This window comes from Vibrio sp. Vb1729 (assembly GCF_033338655.1).
GTDB lineage: Bacteria > Pseudomonadota > Gammaproteobacteria > Enterobacterales > Vibrionaceae > Vibrio > Vibrio alginolyticus.
In genome coordinates this window covers 143342-158440 of sequence record NZ_JAWOTB010000047.1, presented here as the reverse complement: position 1 = coordinate 158440, position 15099 = coordinate 143342, and the positions used below count along the sequence as shown (strand labels likewise).

At 45.0% G+C, this 15099-nt stretch carries 20 protein-coding genes; 15 read left to right on the top strand and 5 right to left on the bottom strand.

What is annotated here, in order from left to right; translation table 11 throughout:
• The first annotated feature begins 4 nt into the window (after window positions 1-4).
• The 11 genes from rplR (at window position 5) to rplQ (ending at window position 5993) form a co-directional block, all read left to right on the top strand.
• Entirely contained in the window at window positions 5-358 is a 354-nt protein-coding gene (rplR, locus tag R7E29_RS18815; RefSeq protein ID WP_005379568.1) for a 50S ribosomal protein L18, read from the top strand.
• Between the two features lie 14 nt (window positions 359-372).
• Window positions 373-876: a 30S ribosomal protein S5 gene (gene rpsE, locus R7E29_RS18810; protein WP_004745894.1), complete on the top strand. Its 504-nt coding sequence runs from the start codon at window positions 373-375 to the stop codon at window positions 874-876.
• Window positions 877-883: 7 nt separating this feature from the next.
• Window positions 884-1060 (top strand): 50S ribosomal protein L30, encoded by a 177-nt coding sequence (rpmD, locus tag R7E29_RS18805; protein WP_005379565.1) that lies wholly within the window; start codon window positions 884-886, stop codon window positions 1058-1060.
• 5 nt (window positions 1061-1065) lie between these two features.
• The gene (gene rplO, locus R7E29_RS18800; RefSeq protein WP_005383155.1) at window positions 1066-1500 is read left to right on the top strand and encodes a 50S ribosomal protein L15; all 435 of its coding nucleotides are present in this window, start codon (window positions 1066-1068) and stop codon (window positions 1498-1500) included.
• 20 nt (window positions 1501-1520) lie between these two features.
• Window positions 1521-2855: a preprotein translocase subunit SecY gene (secY, locus tag R7E29_RS18795; protein WP_005379562.1), complete on the top strand. Its 1335-nt coding sequence runs from the start codon at window positions 1521-1523 to the stop codon at window positions 2853-2855.
• 38 nt (window positions 2856-2893) lie between these two features.
• Window positions 2894-3007 carry a 50S ribosomal protein L36 gene (gene rpmJ, locus R7E29_RS18790; RefSeq protein ID WP_000868186.1) on the top strand — a complete coding sequence of 38 codons (114 nt, stop codon included), beginning with the start codon at window positions 2894-2896 and terminating at the stop codon, window positions 3005-3007.
• A gap of 149 nt (window positions 3008-3156) precedes the next feature.
• A complete protein-coding gene (gene rpsM, locus R7E29_RS18785; protein ID WP_005383154.1) occupies window positions 3157-3513 on the top strand; it encodes a 30S ribosomal protein S13 in 357 nt (118 codons plus the stop codon).
• 18 nt (window positions 3514-3531) lie between these two features.
• Window positions 3532-3921 carry a 30S ribosomal protein S11 gene (rpsK, locus tag R7E29_RS18780; RefSeq protein WP_001118870.1) on the top strand — a complete coding sequence of 130 codons (390 nt, stop codon included), beginning with the start codon at window positions 3532-3534 and terminating at the stop codon, window positions 3919-3921.
• Window positions 3922-3948: 27 nt separating this feature from the next.
• On the top strand, window positions 3949-4569 hold the full coding sequence (rpsD, locus tag R7E29_RS18775; protein WP_005383146.1) for a 30S ribosomal protein S4: 621 nt from the start codon (window positions 3949-3951) through the stop codon (window positions 4567-4569).
• Between the two features lie 24 nt (window positions 4570-4593).
• Entirely contained in the window at window positions 4594-5586 is a 993-nt protein-coding gene (locus R7E29_RS18770; RefSeq protein WP_005383143.1) for a DNA-directed RNA polymerase subunit alpha, read from the top strand.
• A 26-nt stretch (window positions 5587-5612) separates the two neighbouring features.
• On the top strand, window positions 5613-5993 hold the full coding sequence (rplQ, locus tag R7E29_RS18765; protein ID WP_005383141.1) for a 50S ribosomal protein L17: 381 nt from the start codon (window positions 5613-5615) through the stop codon (window positions 5991-5993).
• A gap of 135 nt (window positions 5994-6128) precedes the next feature.
• Here rplQ and R7E29_RS18760 read toward each other — a convergent pair whose 3' ends face one another.
• Both R7E29_RS18760 and R7E29_RS18755 read right to left on the bottom strand, forming a co-directional pair.
• On the bottom strand, window positions 6129-6608 hold the full coding sequence (locus R7E29_RS18760; RefSeq protein WP_017820297.1) for a DUF2780 domain-containing protein: 480 nt from the start codon (window positions 6606-6608) through the stop codon (window positions 6129-6131).
• A 153-nt stretch (window positions 6609-6761) separates the two neighbouring features.
• The gene (locus R7E29_RS18755) at window positions 6762-7382 is read right to left on the bottom strand and encodes an FKBP-type peptidyl-prolyl cis-trans isomerase (RefSeq protein ID WP_005383137.1); all 621 of its coding nucleotides are present in this window, start codon (window positions 7380-7382) and stop codon (window positions 6762-6764) included.
• Between the two features lie 232 nt (window positions 7383-7614).
• On the opposite strand from R7E29_RS18755, the gene R7E29_RS18750 reads away from it, so the two are divergent.
• Complete coding sequence (locus R7E29_RS18750; protein ID WP_017820296.1) at window positions 7615-8211, top strand: LysM-like peptidoglycan-binding domain-containing protein; 597 nt, start codon at window positions 7615-7617, stop codon at window positions 8209-8211.
• A 91-nt stretch (window positions 8212-8302) separates the two neighbouring features.
• Here the strand turns inward: R7E29_RS18750 and R7E29_RS18745 are convergent, their stop codons facing one another.
• The gene (locus R7E29_RS18745; protein WP_017820295.1) at window positions 8303-8764 is read right to left on the bottom strand and encodes a GNAT family N-acetyltransferase; all 462 of its coding nucleotides are present in this window, start codon (window positions 8762-8764) and stop codon (window positions 8303-8305) included.
• A gap of 142 nt (window positions 8765-8906) precedes the next feature.
• Between R7E29_RS18745 and dbpA the strand changes: the two genes are divergently transcribed.
• Window positions 8907-10286, top strand: a complete 1380-nt coding sequence (gene dbpA, locus R7E29_RS18740) for an ATP-dependent RNA helicase DbpA (protein ID WP_054576628.1) — start codon at window positions 8907-8909, stop codon at window positions 10284-10286.
• A 54-nt stretch (window positions 10287-10340) separates the two neighbouring features.
• Here the strand turns inward: dbpA and R7E29_RS18735 are convergent, their stop codons facing one another.
• Window positions 10341-10919 (bottom strand): Crp/Fnr family transcriptional regulator, encoded by a 579-nt coding sequence (locus tag R7E29_RS18735; RefSeq protein ID WP_017820293.1) that lies wholly within the window; start codon window positions 10917-10919, stop codon window positions 10341-10343.
• A gap of 97 nt (window positions 10920-11016) precedes the next feature.
• On the bottom strand, window positions 11017-12978 hold the full coding sequence (gene cpdB, locus R7E29_RS18730; RefSeq protein WP_318082846.1) for a 2',3'-cyclic-nucleotide 2'-phosphodiesterase: 1962 nt from the start codon (window positions 12976-12978) through the stop codon (window positions 11017-11019).
• A gap of 275 nt (window positions 12979-13253) precedes the next feature.
• Between cpdB and cobA the strand changes: the two genes are divergently transcribed.
• Both cobA and cysD read left to right on the top strand, forming a co-directional pair.
• Window positions 13254-14129, top strand: coding sequence for a uroporphyrinogen-III C-methyltransferase (gene cobA, locus R7E29_RS18725; RefSeq protein WP_258634548.1), 876 nt, complete (start codon window positions 13254-13256; stop codon window positions 14127-14129).
• 59 nt (window positions 14130-14188) lie between these two features.
• A complete protein-coding gene (gene cysD, locus R7E29_RS18720) occupies window positions 14189-15097 on the top strand; it encodes a sulfate adenylyltransferase subunit CysD (RefSeq protein ID WP_005379592.1) in 909 nt (302 codons plus the stop codon).
• Window positions 15098-15099 lie beyond the last annotated feature (2 nt).

Genomic DNA, 15099 nt, shown 5'->3' with positions numbered 1-15099 from the left:
CACTATGGATAAGAAAGCATCTCGCATCCGTCGTGCTACACGTGCACGTCGTAAGATTGCAGAACTGGGTGCGACTCGCCTAGTTGTACACCGTACTCCTCGTCACGTGTACGCACAGGTTATCGCGGCTAACGGCTCTGAGGTTATCGCAGCAGCTTCTACTGTAGAAAAAGCGATCCGTGAGCAAGTGAAATACACTGGTAACGTTGATGCAGCTAAAGCAGTGGGTAAAGCTATTGCTGAGCGCGCTCTAGAGAAGGGCGTAACTGCAGTTGCATTTGATCGTTCTGGTTTCCAATACCACGGTCGAGTAGCGGCGCTAGCAGAATCTGCTCGCGAAGCTGGTCTGAAATTCTAAGGTAGGGTTGGAAGATGGCTAAAGAACAACAAGTTCAAGCGAATGATTTGCAAGAAAAGCTAATCGCAGTTAACCGTGTTTCTAAAACGGTTAAAGGTGGTCGAATCATGAGCTTCACTGCACTAACAGTAGTTGGTGACGGTAACGGTCGTGTAGGTTTCGGTTACGGCAAAGCTCGTGAAGTACCTGCAGCGATTCAAAAAGCAATGGAAAAAGCGCGTCGTAACATGACTACGATCGCTCTAAACGAAGGCACTCTTCACCACCCAGTGAAAGGTCGCCATTCGGGCTCTAAAGTTTACATGCAGCCTGCTGCAGAAGGTACTGGTGTTATCGCAGGTGGTGCGATGCGTGCAGTACTAGAAGTTGCTGGTGTACACAACGTACTATCTAAAGCGTACGGTTCTACGAACCCTATCAACATCGTTCGTGCAACGATCGATGCACTAGGTAGCATGAAGTCACCAGAAATGGTTGCTGCTAAACGTGGTCTAACTGTTGAATCTATTTCGGAGTAAGAACACCATGGCAACTATTAAAGTAACTCAAACTAAAAGCTCAATTGGTCGTCTGCCAAAGCACAAAGCTACTTTGCGCGGTCTAGGTCTTCGTAAAATCAACCACACAGTAGAACTTGAAGATACTCCGTGTATTCGCGGTATGATCAACAAGGTTTACTACATGGTTAAAGTTGAGGAGTAATCAGAATGCGTTTGAATACTCTAGCACCGGCTGCTGGCGCGAAAACTTCTGCGAAGCGAGTAGGTCGTGGTATCGGTTCAGGCCTAGGTAAAACTGGTGGCCGTGGTCACAAAGGTCAAAAATCACGTTCTGGCGGCAGTGTTCGTCCAGGTTTCGAAGGCGGTCAGATGCCTCTGAAACAACGTCTACCAAAATTCGGTTTCACTTCTCGTAAGAGCCTAGTGTCTGCTGAAGTTCGTCTAGCTGAGCTAGCGAAAGTTTCTGGTGACGTAGTTGATCTAAACAGTCTTAAAGCTGCTAACATCATCACTAAGAACATCGAATTTGTAAAAGTTGTTCTTTCTGGTGAAATCAACAAAGCAGTGACTGTTAAAGGTCTACGTGTGACTAAAGGCGCTAAAGCTGCAATCGAAGCTGCAGGCGGTAAAATCGAGGAATAATCTCGAGGAACGAGGTACAGATGGCTAAGAAACCAGGACAAGATTTTCGTAGTGCTCAGAGCGGCTTAAGTGAACTAAAGTCGCGCTTGTTATTCGTAATTGGTGCACTTTTAGTATTCCGAGCCGGCTCTTTTGTGCCGATTCCTGGTATTGACGCTGCTGTACTTGCCGATTTGTTCGAACAGCAAAAAGGTACCATCGTTGAAATGTTTAACATGTTCTCCGGTGGTGCTCTTGAGCGTGCATCTATATTAGCATTGGGCATCATGCCGTATATTTCGGCATCTATTGTTGTCCAATTGCTAACTGTAGTTCATCCAGCGTTAGCTGAACTCAAAAAAGAGGGTGAAGCAGGCCGTCGTAAGATAAGCCAATACACACGCTACGGCACGCTTGTACTTGCAACCTTCCAAGCTATAGGTATTGCAACTGGCCTACCAAACATGGTCGACAATCTGGTTGTTATCAACCAAACCATGTTTACGCTAATTGCTACCGTAAGTTTAGTAACCGGTACCATGTTCTTGATGTGGTTAGGTGAACAAATTACAGAGCGCGGAATTGGTAATGGTATTTCGATACTAATTTTTGCAGGTATTGTTGCTGGATTGCCTTCTGCAATCGGTCAAACAATCGAGCAAGCGCGTCAAGGTGAATTGCATGTACTTCTTCTGTTGCTAATCGCGGTATTAGCTTTTGCAGTAATTTACTTCGTTGTTTTCATGGAACGTGGTCAACGCCGAATCGTCGTTAACTATGCGAAACGTCAACAAGGTCGTAAAGTATTTGCTGCGCAAAGCTCGCACTTGCCTCTTAAAATTAACATGGCAGGTGTAATTCCAGCGATTTTTGCATCAAGTATTATCTTGTTCCCAGGAACATTGGCTCAGTGGTTTGGTCAAAACGGTGAGAGCAGCGCGTTCGGTTGGTTAACTGACGTGTCTTTGGCTCTTAGCCCAGGTCAACCGTTGTATGTAATGCTTTATGCAGCAGCAATTATCTTCTTCTGTTTCTTCTACACGGCGTTGGTTTTCAACCCACGTGAAACAGCAGATAACTTGAAGAAGTCTGGTGCATTCGTACCCGGTATCCGCCCAGGTGAGCAGACAGCGAAATACATTGATAAAGTAATGACACGTCTAACCCTTGCTGGTGCACTGTACATTACCTTTATCTGTCTGATTCCCGAGTTCATGATGGTCGCGTGGAACGTACGTTTCTACTTCGGCGGTACATCGCTACTAATCGTAGTTGTTGTAATTATGGACTTTATGGCACAGGTACAGACTCATCTGATGTCTCAACAGTATGATTCTGTGTTGAAGAAAGCGAATCTGAAAGGCTACGGCCGTTAATCCGGCGGTAGACTCAGTTTCATTTACGGAGTTTAGCAATGAAAGTTCGTGCTTCCGTTAAAAAAATCTGCCGTAACTGTAAAGTAATCAAGCGTAACGGTGTCGTTCGCGTGATTTGCAGTGAGCCAAAGCACAAACAGCGCCAAGGCTAATTAGCAGAAATTTTTACTTGAAAATGAAGGTTGGGTCGAGTATATTCCTCGGCCTACCTTTTGCGTGCAAAAGAAGTAGTATTCCGCAGCGTATCCATAACGGGCTTTGCTGCGGCTAATTCTTTTATAGAAACACTTAGGAGTGAATAATGGCCCGTATAGCAGGCATTAACATTCCTGATCAGAAACATGCAGTAATCGCTCTAACAGCGATCTACGGCATCGGTAAAACTCGCTCTCAAGCTATCCTAGCTGAAGTGGGTATTGCTGAAAATGTTAAGATCAGTGAACTAACTGAAGAGCAGATCGATCAACTGCGTGATGGTGTAGCTAAGTACACTGTAGAAGGTGATCTACGTCGTGAAGTATCTATGAACATCAAGCGTCTTATGGACCTTGGCTGTTACCGTGGTCTTCGTCATCGTCGCAGTCTACCACTACGTGGACAGCGTACTAAAACCAACGCTCGCACCCGTAAGGGTCCGCGTAAGCCGATCAAGAAATAATCGGGAAGGTAGAGTACAATGGCTAAACAACCAACTCGCGCTCGTAAGCGCGTACGCAAGCAAGTTGCAGATGGCGTTGCGCACATCCATGCTTCTTTCAATAACACAATCGTAACCATTACTGACCGTCAAGGTAACGCTCTTGCATGGGCTACTGCAGGTGGTTCTGGTTTCCGTGGTTCTCGTAAGTCTACTCCGTTCGCTGCACAGGTTGCTGCTGAGCGTTGTGCTGAAATGGCTAAAGAATACGGCCTAAAGAACTTGGAAGTTATGGTTAAGGGTCCTGGTCCAGGTCGCGAATCTACTGTTCGTGCACTAAACGCCGCTGGTTTCCGCATCACAAACATCGTTGATGCTACACCAATCCCTCATAACGGTTGTCGTCCACCTAAGAAACGTCGCGTATAACGTTTCTAGGACAATTGGAGAAGAATCATGGCAAGATATTTGGGTCCTAAGCTGAAGCTTAGCCGTCGTGAAGGCACTGACTTATTCCTTAAGTCTGGTGTTCGCGCGATCGATACCAAGTGTAAAATTGATAACGCACCAGGTGTACACGGCGCTCGTCGCGGTCGTCTATCTGAGTATGGCGTTCAGCTTCGTGAGAAGCAAAAAGTGCGTCGTATGTACGGCGTTCTAGAAAAACAATTCCGTAACTACTACAAAGAAGCTGCTCGCCTAAAAGGCAACACTGGTGAAAACCTACTTCAGCTTCTTGAAGGTCGTCTTGATAACGTAGTTTACCGCATGGGCTTTGGCGCAACTCGCGCAGAAGCACGTCAGCTAGTTAGCCACAAAGCTATCCTAGTAAACGGTAAAGTTGTAAACGTTCCTTCTTTCAAAGTAGCGGCTAATGACGTTGTTTCTATTCGCGAAAAAGCTAAACAGCAAGCTCGTATCAAAGCAGCTCTAGAAGTTGCTGAACAACGTGAAAAACCAACTTGGATTGAAGTAGATGGTGGCAAGATGGAAGGTACATTCAAGCGTATGCCTGAGCGTTCTGATCTATCAGCTGACATCAACGAACAATTGATCGTCGAGCTTTACTCTAAGTAAGGTTTAAACTAAAGAGAGGACACAATGCAGGGTTCTGTAACAGAATTTCTTAAGCCACGTCTAGTTGACATCGAACAAATCAGCTCGACTCACGCAAAAGTAACTCTTGAGCCATTAGAGCGTGGCTTTGGTCATACTCTGGGTAATGCACTTCGCCGCATCCTTCTATCTTCTATGCCAGGTTGTGCTGTAACAGAAGTAGAAATTGAAGGCGTACTTCATGAGTACAGTACGAAAGAAGGCGTTCAAGAAGATATTCTTGAAATTCTTCTAAACCTTAAAGGTTTGGCTGTGCGCGTTGCCGAAGGCAAAGATGAAGTGTTCATTACTTTGAACAAATCAGGCTCGGGCCCTGTGGTTGCAGGTGACATCACCCATGATGGTGATGTAGAGATCGCTAACCCTGAACACGTAATTTGTCACCTAACGGATGACAACGCTGAGATCGCAATGCGTATCAAAGTTGAACGTGGTCGTGGTTATGTTCCAGCTTCTGCGCGTATCCATAACGAAGAAGACGAGCGTCCTATCGGTCGCCTACTAGTAGATGCTACTTACAGCCCAGTAGACAAAATTGCCTACGCTGTAGAAGCAGCTCGTGTAGAACAGCGTACTGATCTAGACAAGCTTGTTATCGATATGGAAACAAACGGTACTCTAGAACCTGAGGAAGCAATCCGTCGTGCAGCTACAATCCTAGCTGAACAATTGGATGCATTCGTAGATCTTCGTGATGTACGAGTTCCTGAGGAGAAGGAAGAGAAGCCAGAATTCGATCCGATCCTACTGCGTCCTGTAGACGATCTTGAACTAACAGTTCGCTCTGCTAACTGTTTGAAAGCAGAAGCGATTCACTACATCGGTGATCTAGTACAACGTACTGAGGTTGAGCTACTTAAAACGCCTAACCTTGGTAAAAAATCTCTTACTGAGATTAAAGACGTACTTGCGTCACGTGGTCTGTCTCTGGGCATGCGCCTAGAAAACTGGCCACCTGCATCAATCGCTGAAGATTAATCGATACTAGTTAGAAGGATTAGGTCATGCGCCATCGTAAGAGTGGTCGTCAACTCAACCGCAACAGCTCACATCGCAAAGCGATGTTCAGCAACATGGCTAGCTCTCTAGTACGTCATGAAGTTATCAAGACTACTTTGCCAAAAGCAAAAGAGCTACGTCGCGTAGTTGAGCCTTTGATTACACTAGCTAAGACTGACAGTGTTGCTAACCGTCGTCTAGCATTTGCACGTACTCGTGACAACGAAGTAGTTGCAAAACTATTTAACGAACTAGGTCCACGTTTTGCTGCTCGTCAGGGCGGTTACACTCGTATCCTAAAAGCTGGCTTCCGTGCTGGTGATAAAGCTCCAATGGCTTACATTGAGCTTGTAGATCGCCCAGCTGCTGAAGAAGCTGCTGAGTAATCAGTTCGTAAGAACGAGAAAGCCGAGCATTAGCTCGGCTTTTTTGTATCTGTAATTCAGTAAACCTTTATATCCAGCCTGCATTTATTTCAACCCATGCAGACTGGCAATTTAAAAAGTGATTATCACTTACGCTTATTTACTAGTATTCCACAACCCGCCCAACGAACTTAGAAGCCCTTCGCTAGCGCCTTGCTTGTTCAAGTAATCCAAGATTACTGGAGCAAACTGACTGATCATAGATGGGTCTAAACCTAACGTATCGAATGCACTTTTTACTGCACTGATATTCTCAATATTTCCTAGTAAGCTTTGTGCTCCTTGCAAGTTTGAAAGTCCAGGAATCAAAGACTGTAACTCACTACTATTTTCTTGCGAAAGCTGGCTTTGAGCCAAAGCGAGTAGTGCACCACTGCCTCCGGCTGCTTGCTCAGTGGATACTGGTAATTGGCTAGTTAGCATGTCTGTTAATGGAGACGACTCGGTGTTCAAGCTGCTGCCGACCATGTCCATCAGGCCACTTTCTTTACTTTTTTGAGTGACTGAATCTAAGAATGCGTGCGCACTACCAATGTTGATTGATAGGAGTGCTAGAGTTAGGAGTGTTTTACGCATAGTACCTCCAAAGGTTGAGCGTTTTTTAAAAGTGATTTTATTTTTAAAGGCTATCAGAGTGAAAGGTTCAGAGGTGAGAAAGTCTATTCAGTTTAGACAAAAAAACGGCGCTAGTGCGCCGTTTTATTTAATCATAATTGAAAATGGTTTCAATTAGATAATATCTAATAGTTCTACTTCGAAAACTAAAGCTGCAAATGGAGGGATAGCCGCACCAGCGCCACGCTCACCGTACGCAAGATCTTGTGGTACGTATAGCTTCCACTTAGAGCCAACAGGCATTAGTTGTAGTGCCTCTACCCAACCTTTGATTACACCTGTAACAGGGAATTCAGCAGGTTGACCGCGAGATACAGAGCTATCGAATACAGTACCGTCAGTTAGCTCACCGTGGTAGTGAACGCGAACTGAGCTTTCTGCTGTAGGAACTGCACCAGTACCTTCAGAAATGATTTCGTACTGAAGACCAGAGTCTAGAACGTTAACTTCAGGTCGTAGAGCGTTGTCTTTTAGGAACGCTTCGCCTTCTGCTGCCGCAATTTTTGCTGCTTCTTGGCGAGCTGTTTCTGCACGAGTGTGAAGTTCTTGTAGTGCTTTGTTGATTTCATCAATTTCGATTGATGGCATGTCACCAGTTAGTGCTGTTGCAATACCTGCTGCGATAGCATCAACGCTAAGACCTTCAAGACCAGAGCCTGCAAGTTGCTGACCCATTTGCAGACCAATGCCGTAGCTTGCTTTTTGTTCTGCAGTTTCAAATTTAATTTCAGACATGAATGTCGCTCTTATTAGGAGTGATAAAGGTAACAGGATATCAGTTTCGAGCTTAGGTTTAAATGATTGCGACTGAATGCTTAATTGAGGCGGCCAGGTTGTGACTTATCTCTTACTCCAAGTGAAATTTCTGCTAATTTAATCCCAATTCCATTTTAGTTTGGTGAAAAACATATACTCTCCGCGTCGGTATTTTTATACTGACCGTAGAAGTATTAAGGGACTCATTACAATGAATCGTCGCAGAAAGAAAAAGCAGCAAGTCGACTATGTCGAATTGGTTAAACAAAAATTCGCTGCTATCGACTGGAAGCAGCCGTTCAACAAAGAGCAATGGTTGGAGCGTATACAGCCTGTTAAGCAGTTTTGGTTGCGTCTGCCTAAATTTCATCAGCGTGCTTTGATGGTCTTAGTGCCATTGATTCTGGTACTCCTTGTTATTCCTTTGCCAAATAAAACAGATCAACCAGTTGAGCAGACTGAGGTCGATCATCAACGCGTAGCGATTGAGCTGAACGCGCAGAGTTTAAGCCAGCAGAGAACCTCTCAGAACTCTGGACCGAAATCTGAAGACTGGAAAGAGTACACGGTTAAAAATGGTGATACATTAGCGCAGGTTTTCAGAAGTAATCAGCTCTCTATGGCGGATCTTAGCGCTCTGGTCAAAATAGAAGGCAGTGATAAGCCGCTAAGCCAAATAAAGCAGGGACAGTTGATTCGCTTTAAGCTTAGTGACGAAGGCGAGTTAGATATGCTACAGCTGGAAAAAAGCGGGCGGTCCGTTATGTTTTTCCGTTTGTCGGATGGGACCTTTGGGCGTAACAAGTAAACGCTTCAAATGAAAAGACGCGAATATATCGCGTCTTTTTAGTTAGTTTTTTAATTCGATTAGTTTTCATAGTAACCAATCGAATTGAAACTTATAGCGCTACGGATTCTTTCCGCATATCCACATGAGGGATACCATCTTCAAGGTAGCACTCTGAGATAACCTTGAATCCATGACTTGCATAAAACTGGATGAGGTGTTCTTGAGCACCTATATCTATTGTCTGCCCTGGCCATAATGTTTCGCATTGTGCCAATGCCTTGTCCAATAACTTATGACCTAAGCCACCGCCTCGCGCGGTCTGCTTTGTCACCACTCGACCAATACTCACATTGTCATACGTAGTGCCTGCGGGCAGTAATCGTGCGCAAGCAACCAGTTCATCACCGTGATAGCCTATTAGATGATAAACGCCTTCGAGTGTGTCCTTACCATCAAGTTCAGGATAAGGGCAGGTTTGTTCAACAACGAATACATCCACACGCAATTTCATCATTTCATACAGCTGTGTGGTTGTTAGCTGAGCAAAGGGCAAAGTAATCCAAGTGAGCATGTTGTCATCCGTAATGAGAATAGAGTGACTGACTTTACTTTGTTTTGAGCTCATACTCATTAACAAAGGTTAATTAGCACTGGTTTTCCCACCAAATCTGGTGATAATGTGCCCTCTTTCCATCTCACCTGAGGATATCCCCGTGAGCAAACAAACATTCGATCAAGTAGGGCTTAACCCAGCGTTACTTGCCACACTTGATTCCCTGAACTATACCCACATGACGCCAATTCAAGCTTTGAGCTTGCCTGCAATCCTAAAACATCGTGATGTCATCGGGCAGGGTAAAACGGGCTCAGGTAAAACCGCTGCATTTGGTTTAGGGGTTTTATCGAACCTCAACGTCAAACGCTTTCGTGTCCAGTCATTAGTATTGTGTCCAACGCGTGAGCTTGCAGACCAAGTAGCGAAGGAAATTCGTACTTTAGGTCGCGGCATTCATAATATTAAAGTGCTTACTCTCTGCGGTGGGATGCCTATGGGGCCACAAATTGGTTCGCTGGAGCATGGTGCGCATATCCTAGTTGGTACTCCTGGTCGTATTTTGGATCACCTTGAAAAAGGCCGAATTGATCTTAGCGAACTGAATACCTTGGTGCTAGATGAAGCTGATCGCATGTTGGACATGGGTTTCCAAGACGCATTAGATGCAATCATCGATGCAGCGCCAAAGCAGCGTCAAACTCTACTTTTCAGTGCTACTTTTCCAGAAAAAATTGAGCAAATTGCGCAGCGTATAATGCAGACACCGGAAGTGATTAAGGTGGAATCGACGCATGATACCTCAAGCATTGCGCAGTACTTCTATAAAGTTGAAGGCTCGGAAGCACGTGATGAAGCATTGGCGAATTTGCTGCTGACTCACCAGCCAGAGTCCGCGGTGGTTTTTTGTAATACCAAAAAAGAAGTGCAAAGTGTCGCAGATGAGTTGCATCACAAAGGATTCAGCGTTATCGATATCCATGGGGACTTAGAGCAGCGTGAACGCGACCAAGCATTGGTGCAGTTTGCTAACAAGAGTGTGTCTATCCTTGTTGCAACAGACGTTGCAGCGCGTGGTTTGGACGTTGATAATCTTGATGCTGTCTTTAACTTTGAGCTATCGCGCGATCCTGAGGTTCATGTGCACCGTATTGGTCGTACAGGTCGTGCGGGTAGTAAAGGTTTAGCGTTCAGCTTTTTTGGTGAGAAAGACGGTTTACGTGTAGCTCGTATTGAAGAATACCTAGAGATGGACGTGGTACCAGCAACATTGCCTGCCAAATCAAATCAGCAGCCATACCAAGCGAAGATGGTGACGATTAACATTGATGGCGGTAAGAAACAGAAAGTACGACCGGGTGATATTTTAGGTTGTCTGACAGGAAAAAATGGTATTCCAGGCTCTCAAGTCGGAAAGATCCATCTGTTCCCTGTGCGCGCTTATGTTGCCGTCGAAAAGTCTGTGGCTAAAAAGGCTCTACAAACCATTAGTAAAGGCAAGATGAAAGGGCGCCAGTTCCGGGCGCGAATTCTTAAATAGCTCAAATAGCAGAGAAAAAGCTCTTCGTTTGAAGAGCTTTTTTCTTTTTTGAGTTTATTTGAGAGTGTGATCTTTGGTTAAGCGTGCTTTGATTCGACTCAAACTGATTGGTGTAATGCCCAGGTAGGCCGCAATTTGACTATCGGTAATACGTTGCTTTAAATCTGGGTAATGAGCGCAAAATAATTGATATCGTTCCTCTGGAGAGTAGAGCAACATAAAGCGTTCTTTATTCTCTTTATTAACCAGTTGGTTTTCGAGTAGCTTTAAGTAAATGGCGTGCTTTTCTGCTCGCCAGTGATGCAACGTTTCAATTGGCAAGCAAAATAGCTGACAAGCGCTCAGCGTTTCCAATAAGTAAGGCGAAGGTTGGTCCTTTATTATGCTCTCAAACCCGATAACCCAGTCCTTCTCCCAATAAAATTCTTTACTGAATTCTTTGCCGTGCTCAGTAAGATAGCTTGCGTGGCATAACCCCTCAATGATGAAGTAAAGGTGTGAGCTAAACTCCCCTTGGTGATTAAGAATGTGGCGTGTAGGCAGTTCGAGCAACTCACCATTTTCAATAAGTTGGTTTGCTTCTGTCTCTAAAAAGCCATGTTTGACTAAGTCTGAAAAAAGATCGCTGTGCATGTGATAACTCAGAAACGGTTTTCTTTATTTTAACGGGTTTTATTGATAACAAAAAAGCGGCTCATGAGAGCCGCTTAGTGTTGCTGTCAAATCAACCTTATTTATTCAAATCGATTTGATAAATCGCGAAACCAATGTCATCTGTTGACACGCGCTTCATTGGGTATTGTCCTTTCTCTTTGATGAATTGCGCCGCTTTATCGCTAGGGGAGGTTTCGAAACGAATATCTAGCTTGTTATCGGACTTAATCGGTGCGAAAGACCAGTTGTTGTCAGCGCTTGGTGTCACTTCTCCTTTTTCTTCACTCACGCGAGAAATATAAGTGGCGACGACAGAGCGGTTTTCATCTGGTGCGTCAAATGCAATGAAATCTGGGCCTGTACCAGGGAAAGTATTGCTATAAGCACGGTAGTTATTGGTTGCGATGATGAAATCTTGCTTCGGATTGACAGGCTTACCATTGAACGTCAGGTTCACAATACGCTGAGAATCCGGATTAATCACTTTACAATCCGCATCGTACTTCGGCGGTTGGGTAACGTCGATTTGGTAGTTAACCCCATCAATAACATCGAAGTTGTAAGTACGGAAATTATCCCAATCAATCAAAGATTGCGGTTTAGGATTGTTGATGTCGATGTGGTTGAATTGACCCGCACTGCACTCTAGCCATTCGCGAACTTCTTTACCTTTCACTTTCATCGCAACCAAGGTGTTTGGGTATAAGTAAAGATCGGCCGCATTACGGAAGGTGAGCTGACCGGATTCTACTTCTGTAAAGTTATTCGGATCGTTCTTACGACCGCCGACTTTAAATGGTGCTGCCGCACTCAGTACTGGAATGTCAGAAAGGTCTGGGTCGCCTTGAATAAAGCGTTCTACGTAGTCTTTCTGAGCAAGGTTAACGATTTGAATGGTGGGGTCGTCCTGCACTAATGCCAAGAAGCTGTACATGACATCATTTGCTTTGCCGATTGGTTGGTTTACAAATTCACGAGTGCCTTTGTGATCATCTTCTAACGCTTTCACAATATCTTCATCGGCTTTAGCTAATGACTTCTTATTTACTTTATCGAAGATAGGGCGTGCTTCTGCTTGGCCTTCGATGACTTGCCATCTGCCGTCTTTCTCTTTCAGCATCAAATCCATCACACCTACGTGACTTCCCCAGCGACCCGGCATCACGGACGTTATACCATTGATGGTCCCTTTATCTATATCAACACCAGGTAGGTTTGCGAAGTCTTTCCCTGGGAAGACTGCGTGAGAGTGGCCAAAAGCAATTGCATCAATACCTTCAACTTCTGTGAGGTAGTAAACAGAGTTTTCAGCGCCTAGCTTGTATGGATCAGTAGAAATGCCCGAGTGTGGAATCGCCACAATCACGTCTGCGCCTTCTTTCTTCATTTGAGGAATCAGTTTCTCTGCTGTTTCCTTAATGTCTTTAGCAAAGACTTTGCCTTCTAAGTTCTTCTTATCCCACACCATAATTTGTGGTGGTACAAAGCCGATGTAACCCACTTTTATTTGATGCGCTTCGCCGTTTGTGTCTTTAAATGTGTGAGTTTTGATGAGGTAAGGCTTGAAGTAATGCTCACCGGTTTGTTTATCAAATACGTTTGCGTTGATGTAAGGGAAGTTTGCCCCCTTCAACGTCTTTTGTAGAAAATCTAAGCCATAGTTGAACTCATGATTGCCAATGTTGCCCACATCGTAGTCTAGCTGGTTCATCGCTTTGTAGACTGGGTGCACGTCGCCGGGATTAATCCCCTTTGCTGCCATGTAATCGCCCATTGGGCTGCCCTGAATTAAATCACCGTTATCTACTAGTACCGAGTTTTCTGCCTCGGACTTAGCTTGTTTCACTATTGTTGCTGCGCGACTTAAACCGATTTGCTGTGATGGTTGGTCTTTGTAGTAATCGTAATCCATCACGTTGGTGTGAATGTCGGTGGTTTCGATAATACGAAGCTTGATGGTATCGGCCATTGCTGGGCCAGCAAGCGTTAGCATGCCACTTAAAACTGCGAGGGAAATAGGATGAACTGCCACTTTCATTTGGTGCTCCAATTCAATGATAAGGGGAAATCGTACTGCGTAATGTATCAAACACAGGTGCAACTCGATGATAAAGATACAGAAAACTGTGAACATTAATCAGTTTACTGAACCTTATTCATATTAACCGCCGACTTTTTCACGCTTTTGAATGAGACCAAACAAAAACTTCTTAGCAGATTTTTGAATAAAAAATGAAATTTTAGAATTTCAGGTAATATAAACGCCCCGCCATAATGCTTGCATAACGATATCAATGGACGATGAGCAAGCACATGGCAACGAACGATTCAGTCACTTCTTTTCCTAAACCAAAGCCCCGGTTAGTTTCTGACAACCCAGTCGCTGGTGTTACTCGTTTTGCAAAGCAATCGCTACAGCCTGGTGAAGTCGCCTTAGTCGGTGCAGGACCAGGCGATCCTGAACTTCTGACGGTGAAAGCACTGAACTGCTTGCAGCAAGCTGACGTGGTTTTGTACGACTACTTGGTGTCTGAAGAAATCATGGCATTGATTCCAAGCGATACGATTTTGGTGTGCGTTGGGAAGCGAGCTGGGCATCACAGTGTGCCGCAGGAGAAGACGAATCAGCTTTTGGTGGATTTTGCCAAGCAGGGCTACAAAGTAGTGCGCATTAAAGGTGGGGATCCGTTTGTATTCGGTCGTGGTGGTGAAGAGTTAGAAGTGCTTGCTGATGCCGGCGTTCGTTTTCAAGTTGTCCCTGGCATTACCGCAGCAGCTGGCGCAACCGCTTATGCTGGTATTCCACTGACTCATCGTGAGTATGCGCAATCGGCCATCTTTGTGACTGGCCACTTGAAAGAAGAAAGTGATGAGATGGATTGGTCCACGTTGGCGCGTGGGAATCAGACTTTAGTGATCTACATGGGGCTGATGAAATCACACTATATTCAGAATCAACTCATTAAGCATGGCCGTTCAGCGTCGACTCCGATTGCCATTATTGAGCGTGGCACGCAGATTCAACAAAAAGTATTTACGGGAGAACTCTCCCAACTCTCTGATTTATCGAAGGAAGCACAATCGCCATCTTTGATTGTTGTCGGAGAGGTAGTGCGACTGTCTCAAAAGTTAGACTGGTTTTTGTCTAGTACTGAATTCAACAAAAGTGCTATTGCCAACTCCATATAATTTCAGACCAAAGATTAGAGACGTAATGCGCCTTCAAGCTTAAAAAGGAAATACAAAACATGGACCAACAACGTTTAACTCACCTTAAACAACTCGAAGCGGAGAGTATCCATATTATCCGCGAAGTTGCGGCTGAGTTTGATAACCCAGTCATGATGTATTCGATTGGTAAAGACTCATCAGTGATGCTGCACCTTGCGCGTAAAGCTTTTTACCCAGGTAAGATTCCATTTCCATTGCTGCATGTCGACACCGATTGGAAGTTCCGCGAGATGATTGAATTTCGTGATCGTACCGCGGCCAAATACGGCTTTGAGCTTTTGGTTCATAAGAATCCAGAAGGTCTAGCCATGGGCTGTAGCCCGTTTGTTCATGGTTCTTCTAAGCACACTGACATCATGAAGACTCAAGGCTTAAAACAAGCGCTGAACAAGTACGGTTTTGATGCGGCCTTTGGTGGCGCGCGCCGCGACGAAGAGAAATCACGGGCGAAAGAGCGCGTGTATTCATTCCGCGATAAGAACCATACATGGGACCCTAAAAACCAACGTCCTGAGCTATGGAAGACGTACAACGGTCAGGTTAATAAGGGGGAGAGCATTCGTGTATTCCCGCTGTCTAACTGGACTGAGCTTGATATCTGGCAATACATCTATTTAGAAAACATCGAGATCGTGCCGCTTTATCTCGCGGACAAACGCCCAGTTGTTGAACGCGATGGCATGCTGATCATGGTTGATGATGATCGTATGGAGCTTCAACCGGGTGAAGTGATTGAAGAGAAGAGTGTGCGCTTCCGTACCCTTGGTTGTTATCCATTGACCGGGGCCATCGAGTCTGAAGCGAACACTTTAACTGGCATTATTGAAGAGATGCTGGTGGCAACGTCGAGTGAGCGCCAAGGCCGAGCGATCGACCACGATCAGTCAGGATCGATGGAGCTTAAGAAACGTCAAGGTTACTTCTAAAG